Annotated in this window: 15 protein-coding genes; 7 read left to right on the top strand and 8 right to left on the bottom strand. The window is 71.0% G+C overall.

Annotated features, from left to right (window positions below; genetic code table 11):
* Positions 1-30: 30 nt before the first annotated feature.
* Positions 31-1,527 (bottom strand): PLP-dependent aminotransferase family protein, encoded by a 1,497-nt coding sequence (locus M1203_RS19135; RefSeq protein ID WP_249950973.1) that lies wholly within the window; start codon positions 1,525-1,527, stop codon positions 31-33.
* Between the two features lie 100 nt (positions 1,528-1,627).
* Between M1203_RS19135 and M1203_RS19140 the strand changes: the two genes are divergently transcribed.
* The 4 genes from M1203_RS19140 (at position 1,628) to M1203_RS19155 (ending at position 5,128) form a co-directional block, all read left to right on the top strand.
* Positions 1,628-2,296 carry a YitT family protein gene (locus tag M1203_RS19140; protein ID WP_249950974.1) on the top strand — a complete coding sequence of 223 codons (669 nt, stop codon included), beginning with the start codon at positions 1,628-1,630 and terminating at the stop codon, positions 2,294-2,296.
* A complete protein-coding gene (locus tag M1203_RS19145) occupies positions 2,293-3,057 on the top strand; it encodes a glycerophosphodiester phosphodiesterase (RefSeq protein ID WP_249950975.1) in 765 nt (254 codons plus the stop codon). Before M1203_RS19140 ends, M1203_RS19145 begins: the two co-directional genes overlap by 4 nt.
* 72 nt (positions 3,058-3,129) lie before the next feature.
* A complete protein-coding gene (locus tag M1203_RS19150) occupies positions 3,130-4,488 on the top strand; it encodes an MFS transporter (RefSeq protein ID WP_249950976.1) in 1,359 nt (452 codons plus the stop codon).
* A gap of 265 nt (positions 4,489-4,753) precedes the next feature.
* Positions 4,754-5,128: an RNA polymerase-binding protein RbpA gene (locus M1203_RS19155; protein WP_003959706.1), complete on the top strand. Its 375-nt coding sequence runs from the start codon at positions 4,754-4,756 to the stop codon at positions 5,126-5,128.
* A 103-nt stretch (positions 5,129-5,231) separates the two neighbouring features.
* Here the strand turns inward: M1203_RS19155 and fxsA are convergent, their stop codons facing one another.
* The 4 genes from fxsA to M1203_RS19175 form a co-directional block, all read right to left on the bottom strand.
* Positions 5,232-5,831, bottom strand: a complete 600-nt coding sequence (fxsA, locus tag M1203_RS19160) for an FxsA family membrane protein (protein WP_249950977.1) — start codon at positions 5,829-5,831, stop codon at positions 5,232-5,234.
* A gap of 56 nt (positions 5,832-5,887) precedes the next feature.
* Positions 5,888-6,718 (bottom strand): polyprenol monophosphomannose synthase, encoded by an 831-nt coding sequence (locus M1203_RS19165; protein ID WP_249950978.1) that lies wholly within the window; start codon positions 6,716-6,718, stop codon positions 5,888-5,890.
* Between the two features lie 616 nt (positions 6,719-7,334).
* Positions 7,335-8,990, bottom strand: a complete 1,656-nt coding sequence (locus M1203_RS19170) for an amidohydrolase (RefSeq protein WP_249950979.1) — start codon at positions 8,988-8,990, stop codon at positions 7,335-7,337.
* A 78-nt stretch (positions 8,991-9,068) separates the two neighbouring features.
* Positions 9,069-9,509, bottom strand: coding sequence for an Lrp/AsnC family transcriptional regulator (locus M1203_RS19175; protein ID WP_249950980.1), 441 nt, complete (start codon positions 9,507-9,509; stop codon positions 9,069-9,071).
* A 203-nt stretch (positions 9,510-9,712) separates the two neighbouring features.
* On the opposite strand from M1203_RS19175, the gene M1203_RS19180 reads away from it, so the two are divergent.
* Positions 9,713-10,111, top strand: coding sequence for a hypothetical protein (locus M1203_RS19180; protein WP_249950981.1), 399 nt, complete (start codon positions 9,713-9,715; stop codon positions 10,109-10,111).
* A 47-nt stretch (positions 10,112-10,158) separates the two neighbouring features.
* Here the strand turns inward: M1203_RS19180 and M1203_RS19185 are convergent, their stop codons facing one another.
* Positions 10,159-11,331 (bottom strand): acyl-CoA dehydrogenase family protein, encoded by a 1,173-nt coding sequence (locus M1203_RS19185; RefSeq protein ID WP_249950982.1) that lies wholly within the window; start codon positions 11,329-11,331, stop codon positions 10,159-10,161.
* A gap of 354 nt (positions 11,332-11,685) precedes the next feature.
* On the opposite strand from M1203_RS19185, the gene M1203_RS19190 reads away from it, so the two are divergent.
* Entirely contained in the window at positions 11,686-12,918 is a 1,233-nt protein-coding gene (locus M1203_RS19190) for a glycoside hydrolase family 18 protein (protein ID WP_249950983.1), read from the top strand.
* Between the two features lie 86 nt (positions 12,919-13,004).
* Here the strand turns inward: M1203_RS19190 and M1203_RS19195 are convergent, their stop codons facing one another.
* Positions 13,005-13,715 (bottom strand): TetR/AcrR family transcriptional regulator, encoded by a 711-nt coding sequence (locus M1203_RS19195; RefSeq protein ID WP_249950984.1) that lies wholly within the window; start codon positions 13,713-13,715, stop codon positions 13,005-13,007.
* A gap of 104 nt (positions 13,716-13,819) precedes the next feature.
* Complete coding sequence (locus M1203_RS19200) at positions 13,820-15,214, bottom strand: peptidase C39 family protein (RefSeq protein ID WP_249950985.1); 1,395 nt, start codon at positions 15,212-15,214, stop codon at positions 13,820-13,822.
* 225 nt (positions 15,215-15,439) lie between these two features.
* Here M1203_RS19200 and M1203_RS19205 point away from each other — a divergent pair, with 225 nt between their 5' ends.
* Positions 15,440-16,069: a hypothetical protein gene (locus M1203_RS19205; protein WP_249950986.1), complete on the top strand. Its 630-nt coding sequence runs from the start codon at positions 15,440-15,442 to the stop codon at positions 16,067-16,069.
* Positions 16,070-16,135 lie beyond the last annotated feature (66 nt).

A 16,135-nucleotide genomic window follows, 5' to 3' on the forward strand; every position in this document is an offset into this window, starting at 1 on the left:
CCCTCGGGCGACAGCCCCGTCAGGCGCCCGTCAGGCGACGAAGGTGCGCGGTGCGTCCGTGCCGGTGCTCGCTCCGCTCTCCACGAGCCGCACCGCCGCCACCAGCCGGGTCGCCGCCTCGACGGCGACCGGGCCGCCCACGGTGAACGGCAGCCGCACGTATCCCTCGAACGCTCCGTCGACGCCGAAGCGGGGACCCGACGGCACCCGTACGCCGACCCGTTCGCCCACCTCCGCCAGGCGTGATCCGGACAGTCCGCCGGTACGTACCCACAGGGTCAGCCCGCCGCCCGGTACCTCGAACTCCCAGCCGGGCAGCTGTTCGCGTACCGCCGCCACCAGCGCGTCGCGGTTCTCCCGCGCCTGGGCCCTGCGCAGGGCGACGGCCTCCTCCCAGCCGCCGGTCCGCATCAGCCAGTTGACCGCAAGCTGCTCAAGCACCGGGGTGCCCATGTCGGCGTACGCGCGCGCGGAGACCAGCGACCGGATCACATCCGGCGCGGCGCGGACCCAGCCGATCCGCATCCCCGCCCAGAACGCCTTGCTGGCCGAACCGACCGTGATGACCGTGCTGCCCGCCGGGTCGAACGCGCAGACCCGCCTCGGCATGCGGAGATCCGCGTCCAGCCGCAGCTCGGACATGGTCTCGTCGACGACGAGGACCGTGCCAGCCGACCGCGCGGCGTCGACCAGCTGGCGCCGCTGGTCCTCGTCGGCCAGCGCGCCGGTCGGATTGTGGAAGTCGGCGACGACATACGCGAGCCGGGGGGCCGCCTCCCTGAGCACCTGGCGCCAGCGCCCCAGATCCCAGCCGGTCAGCCCCTCCGCCATGGCGACCGGCACCAGCCGCGCGCCCGCCTCCCGCATCAGCTGGAGGATATTGGCGTACGACGGCGACTCCACCGCGATCCGCTCGCCCCGGCCCGCGAAGAGATGGCAGATCGCGTCGATCGCCCCCATCGCGCCGGTGGTGACCATGATCTGCTCCGGCATGGTCGGGATGCCGCGCTCGGTATAGCGGTCGGCGAGCATCCGCCGCAGGGCGGGCAGCCCCGCCGGATAGTCGCCATGGGTGTGCGCGTACGGCGCCAGCTCCTCCAGCGCGCCCTGGACACCCCGGGTGAGCCATGGCTCGGGGGCGGGCAGCGCGGCGGTGCCGAGATCGATCATCGAACCCAGCGACTCGGGCGGCAGCGGTTCCAGTCCGCGCGCGGGCAGCGGGTTGCCCGCCGGGACGGCCGTCCAGCTGCCCGCGCCCCTGCGCGACTCCAGGAACCCTTCGGCGCGCAGCGCCTCGTACGCGGCGGCCACCGTCGTACGGCTCACGGTCAGGGCGAGCGCCAGCTCGCGCTCGGCGGGGAGCCGGGCCGCGACGGGGACACGGCCTTCGAGGACGAGCAGCCGGATGCCGTCGGCGAGGGCCCGGTAGGCGGGCGGTCTGCGGGCGCCGGGTCCGGCGGGCGCGCGCTGGGTCTTGAGCTGCCGGGCGAGCTGAGCCGCGCCCACGGCAGATGTCCACTGGGCCATGGAAATCAGTCCACCTTCCCCGAATTGGCCATGGTTGGCGTCCGCCACCCCGCCACAGAGTGGCACGTACCAGTCCACCATCGCATCAGGGGGCAGCAGCATGTCCATCACCTCCGGCCTCCGGGGTCCACATCTCGCCCGGCGGCTGCTCCAGCTGTACGCGGGACTCGCGCTGTACGGGGCCAGCGCGGCGCTGCTGGTGCGCGGCGGCCTCGGTCTGGAGCCATGGGGTGTGCTGCACCAGGGGCTGGCGGAGCTGACCGGGCTGACGATGGGCGTCGTCTCGATCATCGTCGGCGCCGTGGTGCTGCTGCTCTGGATACCGATCAGACAGCGCCCGGGGCTGGGCACGGTCTCCAATGTGTTCGTCGTGGGCATCGCCATGGACGCCGCGCTCGCCCTCGTCCCCGCAGGCCATGGCCTGGCCGTCCGCGTCCCGCTGCTGATCGCGGGCATCGTGCTCAACGGCGTGGCCACCGGTCTCTATATCGCGGCCCGCTTCGGCCCCGGCCCGCGGGACGGCCTGATGACCGGGCTGCACCGGCTGACCGGCCGCTCGGTCCGGCTCGTCCGTACGGGCATCGAGGTGGCGGTCGTCGTCACCGGATTCGTCCTCGGCGGGTCGGTGGGGATCGGAACGGTCGCCTACGCCCTGGCCATCGGACCGCTCGCCCAGCTGTTCCTGCGTGTCTTCGCCATCCCGGCGGTGGACAACGGCAGCACGGTGGTCGCCACCGGGTCACCGGAACAGGCCATACTGCGGCGGTGACTCGCGTACCCCACCCCTATCTCGACCGGCCGGCCCCGATCCCGTTCGCCCATCGCGGCGGCACGGCGGACGGCCTGGAGAACACCGCCGCCGCGTTCCGCCGCGCAGCCGAGCTCGGATACCGCTACTTCGAGACCGATGTGCACGCCACGGCGGACGGTCGGCTCGTCGCCTTCCACGACGCGACCCTGGACCGGGTGACCGACACCCGCGGCCGGATCGCCGAGCTGTCCTGGAAGGACGTGCGCCGGGCGAGGGTGGCCGGGAAGGAACCGCTGCCGCTCTTCGAGGACCTGCTCGAAGAATTCCCCGACGCGCACTGGAACGTGGACATCAAGGCCGCCCCCGCCCAGCTCCCCCTGGTCGAGCTGATCCGCAGGACCGACAGCTGGGACCGGGTGTGCGTGGGCTCCTTCTCCGAGGCCCGGGTGGCCGGCGCGGCCCGTCTCGCGGGCCCCCGGCTCGCCACCTCGTACGGCGTACGGGGCGTGCTGGGCCTGCGGCTGCGCTCGTACGGCATCCCGGCCCCCGTCCGGCGGGGCGCCGTCTGCGCCCAGGTCCCCGAGTCCCAGAACGGCATCCGGGTGGTCGACGAGCGCTTCGTGAGGACGGCGCACGCCCTCGGCCTCCAGGTGCATGTCTGGACGGTCAACGAGCCGGATCGGATGGAGGCGCTCCTCGATCTCGGTGTGGATGGCATCATGACTGATCAACTGGAGACGTTGCGCGCGGTGTTGACCGCGCGGGGAGCCTGGCATTGACCGGGCGGGGCGGCGTCCGCCGGGGACAGCCGGCACCGCCGGGCAGGCTACGGGGAGAGCGAGGAAGCGCCGGTGACCGCTGACACCGTGGACCGTGCCGACGGGTCGGCCGACGGGGCGTCGGAGCGCAGACGCGAGCAGCGCGGCTGGTACTTCTACGACTTCGCGTGCTCCGTCTATTCGACGAGCGTGCTCACGGTCTTCCTCGGCCCCTATCTGACGTCGGTGGCGAAGGCGGCGGCCGACGCGGACGGCTTTGTCCGGCCCCTGGGCATCCCCATCCGCGCGGGCTCGGTGTTCGCGTACACCGTTTCCCTCTCCATCGTGGTGGCGGTGGTGGTGATGCCGCTGGTCGGCGCCGCCGCCGACCGCACGGGACGCAAGAAGCCGCTGCTCGCGCTCTCGGCGTATCTCGGGGCCGGCGCCACGGCGGGCATGTTCTTCCTGGACGGTGACCGCTATCTGCTGGGCGCGCTGCTGCTGATCGTGGCGAACGCCTCACTGGCGGTCTCGATGGTGCTCTACAACGCGTATCTGCCGCAGATCGCCGGGCCCGAGGAGCGCGACGCCGTCTCCTCGCGCGGCTGGGCGTTCGGCTACACCTCGGGCGCGCTGGTGCTCGTCCTCAATCTCGTGCTCTACACCGGCCATGACTCCTTCGGTGTCTCGGAGTCGACGGCCGTACGGATCTGTCTGGCCTCGGCCGGTGTCTGGTGGGGCGCCTTCACGCTCGTCCCGCTGCGCCGGCTGCGCGACCGCCGGGTGGTGCGGGACGGCGCGGGTGCGGTCGGCACCGGCTGGCGGCAGCTGATCGCGACGCTGCGGGACATGCGCCGCCATCCGCTGACGCTGTCCTTCCTGCTCGCCTATCTCCTCTACAACGACGGCATACAGACGGTGATCTCGCAGGCCTCGGTCTATGGCTCCGAGGAGCTGGGCCTGGACCAGACGACCTTGATCACCGCCGTGCTGCTGGTGCAGATACTCGCGGTGGCGGGCGCACTGGGGATGGGCCGAATGGCCAGGTCCTATGGGGCCAAGCGGACGATTCTCGGCTCACTGGCCGTCTGGACGGTCATCCTCGGAGCCGGGTACTTCCTGCCGTCCGGGGCACCGGTCGCGTTCTACGCGCTGGCCGCGGCGATCGGGCTGGTCCTGGGCGGCAGCCAGGCGCTGTCCCGTTCGCTCTTCTCGCATCTGGTGCCGAGCGGCAAGGAGGCCGAGTACTTCTCCGCGTACGAGATGAGCGACCGGGGCCTGAGCTGGCTGGGCCCCCTGGTGTTCGGGCTCGCGTTCCAGCTCACCGGGAGCTACCGGGATGCGATCATCTCGCTGGTGATCTTCTTCGCGCTCGGGTTCGTCCTGCTGGCGAGGGTGCCCGTACGACGGGCGATCGCCGCCGCGGGCAATCCCGTACCGGAACGGATTTAGACGTTGAAGTCAAAGGGCGGTAGTGTACGCGTTTGGCCTGCCAGGCGGACCGTTACTGCGTAGTCGAGATAGGAAAACGCTGGGTGACATCTCCCGTTAGATGTGACAAACCGGGCGCCGGCGGGTACGCAATCCTGGAATGACCAGCGGCACAGACGGGCGACGCATGACCCGGACGGGAATCTTTACCGCCGACCGGGCGTTGACCGGATGACGACGACAGCGACACCTGTCCTGTGGGCGACAAGCCCGGGAGGCACGATTCATGAGTGAGCGAGCTCTCCGCGGCACGCGACTCGTGGTTACCAGCTACGAGACGGACCGCGGCATCGATCTGGCCCCGCGCCAGGCGGTGGAGTACGCATGCCAGAACGGCCATCGATTTGAGATGCCGTTCTCGGTAGAGGCGGAAATTCCGCCGGAGTGGGAGTGCAAGGCGTGTGGCGCCCAGGCACTCCTGGTGGACGGGGATGGCCCCGAAGAGAAGAAGGGCAAGCCTGCGCGCACGCACTGGGACATGCTCATGGAGCGGCGCACCCGCGAGGAGCTGGAGGAGGTGCTGGCCGAGAGGCTGGCCGTCCTGCGCTCCGGCGCCATGAACATCGCCGTGCATCCGCGGGACAGCCGGAAGTCCGCCTGACCGCGTAACCACCGCACACGACAAGCGAACAGCACCAAAGCCGCGGGCCGCGTCACATGCCCTATGTGACGCGGCCCGCGGCTTTGGTGCGCGTTGGTGTCTCTCAGGGGGTGAGCGGCGGGCGCGGGCCCGCGTCCCCGGGGTGGCCCGGGGACCTCGGCTCGTCGTCGTGCTTGATGACCTCGCCCTGGACCACCTTGCCATCGGGCCGGCGCATCCGGGCCTGCTGGAAGGCGTCGCCGAGACTGCCGGGTACGGCCGTCTCGCGCATCCGGCGCTCCAACGACCGCTCCGCGTACCGGCCGAGGGCCATCCGTACCGGCGGGATGAGCAGAAGGAGTCCCAGCACGTCGGTGATCAGCCCCGGCAGCATGATCAGCAGGCCGCCGAGCATCAGAAAGCCGTTGCCTGTGCTGCCGGTGGCGGCCTCGGTCTCGGGTGCGTCGCCCGGCTGCCGCTGCTGCTGCCGTTGCAGGGTCTCGGTGAGATTGCGGAAGGCGCGGCGGCCGGCGCTCTTGATGACCACCGCGCCGAGTACGACGGCGCCCACGAGCAGCAGCAGGACGGTCAGCCCGCCCGCGACGTCGGCCACCACGGTCAGCAGCCAGATCTCCAGCACGAGCCAGGCGGCGATGCCCAGCGGGACGAAGGTGCGGGCGCGAGAGCGCTTGGGAACGGTCCGGGGCGATTGCGCGGTCGTCATACTCCCAGTGTGCCTGGGGAAGCGTCCGGATGGCGTATGGGCGGCGAACGGAATGATCAAGCGGATCCGGCGGATCCGGTTCCGCTCGACTCGGCCTCGGGGGACCGGGTTCCGGTGGGTCCGGCGGGCTTCCGGCCGAGCAGCCGGTTCGTCCGGGACTCGACGCCCCAGGCCGTGACCCGCCACAGCGCCTCGACGAGGATGTCCTTGCTCATCTTGGAGTCGCCGAGCTCGCGTTCCACGAAGGTGATGGGCACCTCGACCACATGACAGCCCGCCTCGATGGCCCGCCGGGCCAGATCGACCTGGAAGCAGTAGCCCTGGGAGGAGACCGCGTCGAGACCGAGCCGCTCCAGGGTCTCCCGGCGGAACGCCCGGTAGCCGCCGGTGACATCGCGGATCGGAACGCCGAGCAGAACACGCGAGTAGGTGCTGCCGCCCCGGGAGATCAGCTCGCGGGTCCTGGGCCAGTTCACGACCCGGCCGCCCGGCACCCAGCGCGAACCGAGCACCAGATCGGCGCCCTTGAGCGCGGTCAGCAGCCGGGGAAGTTCCTCGGGCTGGTGGGAGCCGTCGGCGTCCATCTCGACGAGGACGCCGTAGTCGCGCGCGATCCCCCAGCGGAAGCCCGCCAGATAGGCGGCGCCGAGCCCTTCCTTGCCCCTGCGGTGCAGGACCTTGACATGGCTGTCCTCGGCGGCGAGTTCATCCGCGATCTTGCCGGTGCCGTCGGGGCTGTTGTCGTCGGCGATGAGGATGTCGGCCGCCGGCACCGCGGCGCGCACGCGGGTGACGATGGTCCTGATGTTCTCGGCCTCGTTGAAGGTCGGGATGATCACCAAGGCTGTACCGAGCGGGCCGTACCGCCTCTGGCCACCGTCGTTCACTGCTGCCCCTTAATCGCCGTACGCAGGTGCCCCAGCTTAGCGAGCACGCCATGGCCGACGACCACCATGGTGCCCCTGTGTCGGTGGGGATGGGCGGTGATGTCCTGAGATGGCGGACGGAACCGGAGATCTTGTTACGGAACCCGTCCCGCGTCGGGGAAACCCCGGGGAAACAGAGGGAAGGGAAACGGAGGGGAACGGGGGGCACGCGTACTGCGGATCGGGACCCGGCGTCCTTCGGGCCGACCTGGGACCCGCTGGCTGCGGGTCGACCGAAAGCCGTTGTCTACTGAACGCCGGGCCCCATCCGGGGTCGCACCCGCCGACCGGCTGAAACCTTCCCTCGCCCCCGAGACGCGACTGCTGGACCTGGCTCCCAGTGGTGGTGCGCCGGTGCGGCACACCACCCCATGACCCAGTGGCGTTGACGACTGCGTGGAGGTTGCCGGACGGACGTCCTGTGGTGGACCCGGCCGAACCTACCCGCCGGTGGCTGCTTACTGTCAATAGTCGTTTGACCTGCGGCGTTGACCCAAATCGCCAGGTCAGTGGGGAAGATCCGCAGGTCGCGGCAGAGGCCGGCGGAGATCGGGCCGCGACACGAAATGTCCGTACGTCACTCGTTCGGTCGCAGGAAGACCGTTTGTCCGCCGACGACGGTCCGCAGACATTCGGGCAGCGGGCGGCCGGGTGTCAGATCCGGCAGGCCCGGTGTCCCCGAACGCGGATCGGTGGACCAGCGGGCCACCCGGTCGTCGGGGGCCTGGACCACCAGCTCCTCCGTTCGCCATACGGCGTAGTCGGCGGGGGCGCCGGGCACGAGCGTACCCGCGTCGTCACGGCCCATGGCCCGCCGGCCGCCACGAGTGTGGGCGGTGAAGGCCGCCCGCACGGAGATCCGGTGTTCGGGGGTGCGGTGGAAGGCGGCGGCCCGGACGGTGCCCCAGGGATCCAGCGGGGTGACGGGGCTGTCGGAGCCGAAGGCCAGCGGGACGCCGGCGCGCAGCAGGGCGGCGTACGGGTTGAGGGTACGGGCCCGGTCGGCGCCGAGCCGCTGGGCGTACATACCGTCCGCACCGCCCCAGAGGGCGTCGAAGACGGGCTGCACGGAGGCGGTGAGCCCCAGCTCCGCGAAGGCCGCGACGGTCGCCGGGGTGAGCATCTCGGCGTGCTCCACACGGTGCCTGGCTCCCCTGATACGGGCGAGGCCCAGGCGCTCGGCGGCGGCGCGCACGCCATCGACGACGGTGCTGATCGCCGCGTCGCCGATGGCGTGGAATCCGGCCTGGAGCCCGGCCTCGGTACAGAGGGCGACATGGGCCGCGACGGCGGCCGCGTCGAGCTGGGCGGTGCCGGTGTGGGCGGCGTCCGCGTAGGGCTCGTGCAGGGCGGCGGTGTGGGAGCCGAGGGAGCCGTCGACGAAGAGATCACCCGCGGCCCCGGCCGCGCCCAGCTCCTGGACGCGGCGAACGCCCTTCTCGTCGGTGATCCGCTCGGCCCAGTAGCCATGGATCCGGGGCCCCGGCTCGTCCTCGGCCAGTCGCAGCAGTGCGGTGAAGTCCTCCTCGTCGGAGATCTCCGGTCCGCCGCACTCGTGGAGCGCGCCGATACCGAGCGACGCGGCACGGGAGCGGGCCGCCCGCTGCGCCTCGGTGCGCTGGCGCACGCTGATCGACCCGTGGGCGGCGGCGCGCACGGCGTGGTGGGCGGCGGCCGTCAGCGGCGCGTCCGGGTGATAGCCGGTCAGTGCGGTGACGCCGGGGACCAGATCGAGCAGCGCGGTGGTCACGACGGCGGAGTGCACGTCGATCCGCGTCAGATAGAGCGGCCGGCCGCCGGCCGCGTCGTCGAGCTCGGCGCGGGACGGGGGGCGCTGCTCGGGCCAGCGGGCGGAGTCCCAGCCGTGGCCGAGCAGGATCCGGTCGCCGGGGTGGGCGGTGCGGTGGTCCCGTACGAGGTTCAGCGCCTCCGTCAGGGTGCGGGCGCCGGACAGATCGAGACCGGTGAGGGCGAGGCCGGTGGCGGTGGCGTGCACATGGGCGTCGGTGAACGCGGGGGTGACGAGCGCGCCGTCGAGGTCGATGACCTCGTCGACACCGGAGGCGAAGGAGTCGGCGGCGCCTTCGGAGCCCACCCAGGCGATGTGGCCGCGTTCCACGACCATGGCGGTGGCGAAGGGGTCGGCGGGGCTGTGGACTTCGCCGCGGCGGAGGAGGGTGGTGCGGTGGTGGTGCGAGGCGGTGCGGGAGTCGGGGGCGGTGCGGTTGGTCATGCGGACAGTGTCGCGCGGGGCGGCGTGTGCCGGGTGCCAGGGGGTGCGGGTGCGGCTGCGTCGGTGCTCGGTCAACGGCTAGAACGTCGGCGGGCGGGACTCGTAAGGGGTGGAGAGCACCACCGTCGTGCGGGTGGAGACGCCGGCCAGGCTGCGGATGCGGGTGAGCAGGTGTTCCAGGGCCAGGGGGGTCGCCACCCGGACCTTGAGGATGTAGTTCTCGTCGCCCGCCACGCTGTGGCACGCCTCGATCTCCGGGATCTCGGCCAGTCGGTCCGCGATGTCGTCGGGGGCGCTGGGGTCGAACGGTTTGACCGAGATGAACGCGGTGAGCGGGAGGCCGACCTCCTCCGGGTCGACCACCGCGGCGTAACCGCGGATGACGCCCCGCTGCTCCAGCCGGCGTACGCGCTGATGCACCGCCGAGGTGGACAGGCCGGTGGCCTTGCCCAGGTCGGTGTAGCTCATCCGGCCGTCCTTGACAAGCAATTCCACGATCTGACGATCCAGCTCCTCCATACGGATCAACCTATTGCCCCGGGCCGCTTCCAGCACAGTCGGGAGTGAGCCGAAGGCGCCCACGAGGGGTCGTGTGACGAAGACCACAGGCTTCTGGGCGGGTCCGTCGAGACCTTACGGTTACCTGGCTCGCGCGACGGGAATTGCTTGCTGTGGTCGAGACCACGAGAGCCTGGTCGGCCCACCCGAGGGGGAATGTCTCCATGCAGAGCCTGAAGCGCGCCGGACGTACCGAACCGGAGCCCGTTGATCTCGTCGACGCCGACGACCTCGACTTCTACGACACCTTCGAGATGTACCGGGTCGTCTGCCCGGACTGTGCGCAGCCAATCGCGCTGCTGGCGGATGAGGATGTCCTGCCGGAGCACGCGCTGTGCCCCTCCCCGTGGAATCCGTTCGTGCTCTCGGTGTGTGCCGGTACGGGCCGTTCGGCGTCGGAGGCTCCGGCCGCTGACGCGTCGTCCGAGGCTCAGGAGCAGGACACCGCCCTGCTGCTGACGCTGCCTCAGGGGCTCGACTGGCGGACGCAGCCGTTCTCGCATGTCGGCGGTCCCGGCTCGCGTCCGTTCAAGGTGCCGACCCTCCAGCGGCACGCGGCGTAACTCCCCTCCGCGCGCAGGCCGTTCGGCGTGCGCGCGGAGGTGTTCGGTCAGCGGGTTTCCGGGCCCGTCAGATGGCGGGCGATCACCATGCGCTGGATCTGGTTGGTGCCTTCGACGATCTGGAGCACCTTCGCCTCGCGCATATAGCGCTCCACCGGGAAGTCCGCGGTGTAGCCGTAGCCACCGAGCACCTGTACGGCGTCGATGGTCACCTGCATCGCCGCGTCCGTGCAGAACAGCTTGGCCATGGCGGCCTGTTGGGAGAACGGGCGGCCGGTGTCGCGCAGCCGGGCGGCGGCGAGGTAGAGCGAGCGGCCGGCCTCGATCCTGGTGGCCATGTCGGCGAGCAGGAAGCGCAGCCCCTGGAAGTCCGCGATGGGCCTGCCGAACTGCCGTCGTCCTGTGGCGTATCCGACGGCCTCGTCGAGTGCCGCCTGGGCGACTCCGATGGCACAGGCGGCGATGCCGAGGCGGCCCGAATCGAGGGCGGAGAGCGCGATGGCGAAGCCCTGGCCCTCGTCGCCGATGCGGCGGTCGTCGGCCACCCGTACGCCGTCGAAGTGGAGTTGGGCGGTGGGTGAGCCCTTCATGCCCATCTTCTTCTCGGGCAGCGCCGCGTTCAGTCCGGGGGCGTCGCCGGGGACGAGGAAGGCGGTGATCCCCCGGGCGCCCTCCTGGCCGGTGCGGGCGAGCACGGTGTAGAAGTCCGCGATGCCGCCGTGGGTGATCCATGCCTTGGTGCCGGTGATGACCCAATCGCCGCCGTCCCGTACGGCCTTGGTGCGGAGCGAGGCCGCGTCGGAGCCGGAGGCGGGCTCGGAGAGACAGTAGGCCCCGAGGAGACCGCCGCCGAGCATGGCGGGAAGGTGCTCGGCCTGCTGGGCCTTCGTTCCGTAGCCGGCGAGGGCGTGGCAGGCGAGGGAGTGGACGCTGACGCCGAGGCCGACGGTGAGCCGGGCGGCGGCGAGTTCTTCGAGTACCTGGAGGTAGACCTCGTACGGCTGGTCCCCGCCGCCATGGGCGGAGTCGTAGGGGAGGCCGAGCAGTCCGGATGCCGAGAGGAGGGTGAAGAGTTCGCGCGGGAAGTGCCCGGCGTCCTCCTCCTCGGCCGCCTTGGGGGCGATCTCCCGCTGGATGATGTCGCGTACGAGGGCGACGAGGTCCTGGGACTCCTCGGTGGGCAGCTGGCGTTCCACCGGTTGCGGGGCGCGGTCGGGCATGGCGGCGCTCTCCTCCCTGTCGGGCGCTACGGCGGTCGCACGCGCAGGGTGTGGCGGCGCCGCCGGCTGGAGTCCGGGGGTGCCCCCGGACGGCAGTGGTGCCCAGCCGATGCTGCCCTTCCGGATCGCGGGAGCGGCTGACCAGCGGCTGTGGCGCGTTGAGTATGCCCGATCGGGCGCTTTTCGTCACCGGCGGGAGGGGGCCCCGGGCTTGGTGGGAACTTGGTCCGCACCATTGACCTCAGTGGTCTAGTCCTTCTAACGTCCACCTCAACGCATTTCGCGTTCATGCCAAGTCAACGCCATGGCTTCGCTGTCCCCCCACTCGCTCTTCCTCCCCCACGAGGAGATCCCGTGCTCAGACTCCACCGTCCCCGCGCCCGGTTCCGCGCGCTGATCGCCGCCGCGTGTACCGCCGTCCTCGGCGTGACACTGCTCTCCGGAGCGGGCAGCGCGTCCGCCGGTGAGGCCCCCACCACCGCCGCCGCGGGCAGCAAGGTGATCGGATACTTCACCAACTGGGGTGTCTACGACCGGAATTATCACGTCAAGAACATCGAGACCTCCGGCTCCGCCGCCAAACTCACGCATATCAACTACGCCTTCGGCAATGTCACCGGCGGAAAGTGCGTGATCGGCGACTCGTACGCCGACTACGAGAAGGCGTACACCGCCGACCAGTCCGTCGACGGCGTCGCCGACACCTGGGACCAGCCGCTGCGCGGCAACTTCAATCAGCTGCGCAAGCTCAAGGCGCTGCACCCCAACCTGAAGGTGATCTGGTCCTTCGGCGGCTGGTCCTGGTCCGGTGGCTTCACCGAGGCGGCGAAGAACCCGGCCGCGTTCGCGCAGTCCTGCCGCGCGCTGGTCGAGGACCCGCGCTGGGCCGATGTCTTCGACGGCATCGACATCGACTGGGAGTACCCCAACGCCTGCGGTCTGACCTGTGACAGCAGCGGTCGCGACGCGTTCAGGAACCTGGCGTCCGCGCTGCGTACCGAGTTCGGCTCCGACCTGGTGACGGCGGCCATCACCGCCGACGGCTCGGACGGCGGGAAGATCGACGCCGCCGACTACGCGGGCGCCGCGCAGTACCTCGACTGGTACAACCCGATGACCTACGACTTCTTCGGCGCGTTCGCGGCACAGGGCCCCACCGCCCCGCACTCGCCGCTCACGTCCTACCCGGGTATCCCGACCGAGGGCTTCAACTCCGACGCGGCCATCACCAAGCTCAAGGGGCTCGGTGTCCCGGCCGAGAAGCTGCTGCTGGGCATCGGCTTCTACGGGCGGGGCTGGACCGGCGTCGCCCAGAAGGAGCCGGGCGGCAGCGCGACCGGCGCGGCGCCGGGGAAGTACGAGGCAGGCATCGAGGACTACAAGATCCTCAAGACCTCCTGCCCGGCGAACGGCACGGTCGGCGGCACCGCGTACGCCTTCTGCGGCAACCAGTGGTGGAGCTACGACACCCCCGCCACCATCGCCGGGAAAATGGCGTACAAGAACCAGCAGGGGCTGGGCGGCACCTTCTTCTGGGAGCTGAGCGGGGACACCGCCGACGGTGAGCTGATCAAGTCGATCAACTAGAAGCTGCGCGAGGGATCGCGCGACCGGCCCGTCGGGGGCGGGGAGCCTCAGCGGCCCCCGCCCCCGGCGACTTAAGACGACAGGCCCTAAGCCCGCGGAGCCTCATGGCTCCCGTCCAGGCCGGTGACGGGGCGCCAGTCGGGATCCGGCGGCGGCGCGGGGCACTCCGGGGAGAATTCCTCGATCGTGTTCAGCGTGTGGCGCAGCATCCGTACCAGCAGATCGCGCGGGACCTCCCTCGGCAGATCGTGCTGGTACTCCAGCCATTCGAGCGTGAGCCACTCGACGCTGCTGAGCCAGCCGAGCAGCGCGAGCCGGGCGATCGGCGGGATGTCGGAGCGGCCGTACGCGCCCTTTGCGACCGTGGAGACCAGTCCCGTCCGTACGGCGTCGCGTATCGCCTGGACCTGGGTGTCGAAGCCGACGCCGCCCGTGATGATGGTGCGGTACGCCGCCTCGTTGTACTGGGCGAAGCGCAGATACGCCTCGACCGTGCGCTGCACCCGCTGGGTGCGCGGGAGTTCGGCGCCGCCCGAGGCGAGCGAGACGAGTTCGGTGACCGAGTCCTCGACGATGGCGAGGTAGTAGCCGCGCTTGTTCTTGAAGTAGTAGTAGATCAGCCCCTTGGCGACCCCGGCGTGCTGGGCGATGTCGTCCATGGACAGCGCGTCGTACGAGGTGTCGGCGAACAACTTCCGGCCGATCGCGATGAGTTCGGAGCGCCGGGCCTGGGAGCGTTCTGACGTGCCACGCTGTTCGCTGCGATTCACATTCGCGTCCTGGTCTCCGGCTGCCACGGGGTCTCTGTCGCACGATCGCCCGCAGTATCGCAGAGCGGCCCCGGGCCGCTCCGGGTGGCCGGAGGAGATCCCTCCCTCCGGCCACCCGCCGCAACGACGCGTCAGAGCAGGCCCACCGACCGCAGGGCCCCGCGCTGGGCCGCGTCCGGCTTGGCGGGCCAGTAGACGTAGCAGACACCGCCCGTGCCGGAGGCCACCTTGCCCGAGGCGTTGTACCGCTTGGTCCTGAGCCAGATCGTCTCCCACTCGGCGCGCCGGTAGACACGGCGTACGGCGGGGTTGTCCGGCGAGGCCGGGTCATTGGCGATCACATCGCCCTGGGCCGTGAAGCCGATCACGGTCATCAGATGGCCCGCGGTGCCGTAACCCGCCCCCGTCAGCTCCTCCTTGAGGAAGGACTGCGAGGTGATCACGGGGATGCCCGCGCGGATGAGATTCTCCACATCGGTGAGCGAGCCCAGCCGGGTCACGGCGGCGCTCATGTCCCGGTAGGTGGTGGCGTAGGCCGCGTTGAAGGGCCAGTTTCCGCAGCCCTTGTACTGGTAGTCGTAGGTGAACCTGGCAGCGTGGCAGACCTGGGGGTCGGCGAAGTCCGGATTCACCCAGGCGAGATCATCCGCGGTGGGCCGGCGTCCCCAGTACTCGATGATCATCTGCGAGGACGTGGGGCTGCACCAGGCCTCGCCGCCGTTGTCGTACTCGGGGTACTGCCCGGCATGGGTGTTCTGCGAGTAGCGCGGCACGATCAGCTCGCGGGCGAGCCCCGGCGTGGACGCCGGGACGGTGAACCGGTCCGGGATGTCGGAGGCCATCGCGCCCACCCGGTGCACGAGCGGCGTGAGCCCGCTGCCCGGCCTGCGGTAGAGGGTGAGTCGCAGCCGGTACGAGGAGAGGCGCAGCCCGCTCGCCGCGTCGTCCACCGAGAAGGTGTCGGTCCAGACGCTGCTGCGCCCGTCGCTCTGGCCGTCGACGGACGTGCGCCGGATGTCGCCCTCGCCGTCGCCCGCGGTCCAGCGGCCCATCACGTACCAGGGTGTCTCGGTGCCGTCCGCGTACCGGCCGCGCAGTTCGATCTGGAGCCAGGTACCGGCCGGGGTGCGTGCGTTCCAGGAGGCGATCACCTCGGTGGCGGGGACCTTCGAGCGGTGGGTCGGTGAGGTCCAGGTCGCGTACTCCCAGGTGGTGGTCGTGCCGGTGTGCGGGTCGGCGTAGTCGGTACGGCCCGCCGGGGCGCCGATCACCAGTGCGGGCCGGGGGCCGGAGACCGCGCGGGTGCCCTGCGCGGTACCGGCGCGCCAGTCGGCGTGGGAGGTCCAGAAGGCGTTGTCCACGAGAGGGTTCGCCCGGGTGTGAGCGGTTGAGGGGGATGAGGCGGGGGCCGGCTCCCGCGTCGGGGCCGAGGCGGCGGCGGCCGGGGCCGCGCCCGCCGCCCCGGTGCCCGCGACGGCCGCGAGCGCGGCGGCCAGCACGGTTCTGCGCGATGTGGGGCTGGTCATGGGGAACCTCCGGTCGAAGGCGGAGAGAACGGTCGGGGTACGGGAGAGCGCGATGAGATGACGGCTGCTGAACAGTCGTCCACTATCCCGGTTCGCGGTGCGCCTCTGCCAGCGATTCGGACCGCGTCGGCTCACCAATATTGGTCTTCACCAGTGGCGTGACCTGCGGCGACCGGACAGGGCCTGGTCGGAACGCGTGGGGCGCGGCCTCGTAGGGTGGGACGGGTGAACGACCTGACCGAACAGGCCGCGGCGCTGCGCGCGCTGCCGCCCTCCTGCGGTCCCGTCCGGCTGATCGCGGTCGACGGGCACGCGGGCTCCGGCAAGAGCACCTTCGCGACCCGGCTGTCGGCGGAGCTGGCCGGGGCGCCCGTACTGCGGCTCGACGACGTGGCGACCCACGAGCAGTTCTTCGGGTGGGAGGAACGGCTGAGGACGCAGGTCATCGAGCCGTTTTCGCGCGGGGCGAGCGCGCGGTACGCGCCGTACGACTGGACGCTGCGGCGGTTCACCGCGCCGCGTACGCTGCCGCCGGCCCCCGTGGTGATCATCGAGGGCGTGGGCGCCGGACGGCGGGCGCTGCGGCCGTATCTCGCCCGGCTGTTCTGGATGGACCGGGGCGCGGAGGGGTCCTGGGAGCGGGGACGGCGGCGCGACGGACCCACGCTGTCCGCCTTCTGGAACACATGGACGACGGCGGAGACACGCCATTTCGAAGGCGACCCCTCACGGCCCTTCGCCGATGCCCTGGTAACCGAGCGACAGATGGGGTACCTGATACGCACGGGGCCGCTGACGACCGCAAGAGCGGACCAGATCATCACGCAGGGTGATCAGCTCCGGCCGCCATACTGAGCAGTCGGAAATCGACCCCGGGAGAGTGTCCAACTCGGCTTGACCGAGGGGCCGGACAGGTCTTAC

The organism is Streptomyces sp. 35G-GA-8 (assembly GCF_023534745.1).
Taxonomy (GTDB): domain Bacteria; phylum Actinomycetota; class Actinomycetes; order Streptomycetales; family Streptomycetaceae; genus Streptomyces.

Coding starts and splice junctions, on each gene's coding strand:
- M1203_RS19185 (WP_249950982.1), bottom strand. CDS start 11,331: ATGCCCGACCGCGCCCCGCAACCGGTGGAACGCCAGCTGCCCACCGAG.
- M1203_RS19175 (WP_249950980.1), bottom strand. CDS start 9,509: ATGGAGGAGCTGGATCGTCAGATCGTGGAATTGCTTGTCAAGGACGGC.
- M1203_RS19155 (WP_003959706.1), top strand. CDS start 4,754: ATGAGTGAGCGAGCTCTCCGCGGCACGCGACTCGTGGTTACCAGCTAC.
- M1203_RS19200 (WP_249950985.1), bottom strand. CDS start 15,214: ATGACCAGCCCCACATCGCGCAGAACCGTGCTGGCCGCCGCGCTCGCG.
- M1203_RS19170 (WP_249950979.1), bottom strand. CDS start 8,990: ATGACCAACCGCACCGCCCCCGACTCCCGCACCGCCTCGCACCACCAC.
- M1203_RS19140 (WP_249950974.1), top strand. CDS start 1,628: ATGTCCATCACCTCCGGCCTCCGGGGTCCACATCTCGCCCGGCGGCTG.
- M1203_RS19180 (WP_249950981.1), top strand. CDS start 9,713: ATGCAGAGCCTGAAGCGCGCCGGACGTACCGAACCGGAGCCCGTTGAT.
- M1203_RS19135 (WP_249950973.1), bottom strand. CDS start 1,527: ATGGCCCAGTGGACATCTGCCGTGGGCGCGGCTCAGCTCGCCCGGCAG.
- fxsA (WP_249950977.1), bottom strand. CDS start 5,831: ATGACGACCGCGCAATCGCCCCGGACCGTTCCCAAGCGCTCTCGCGCC.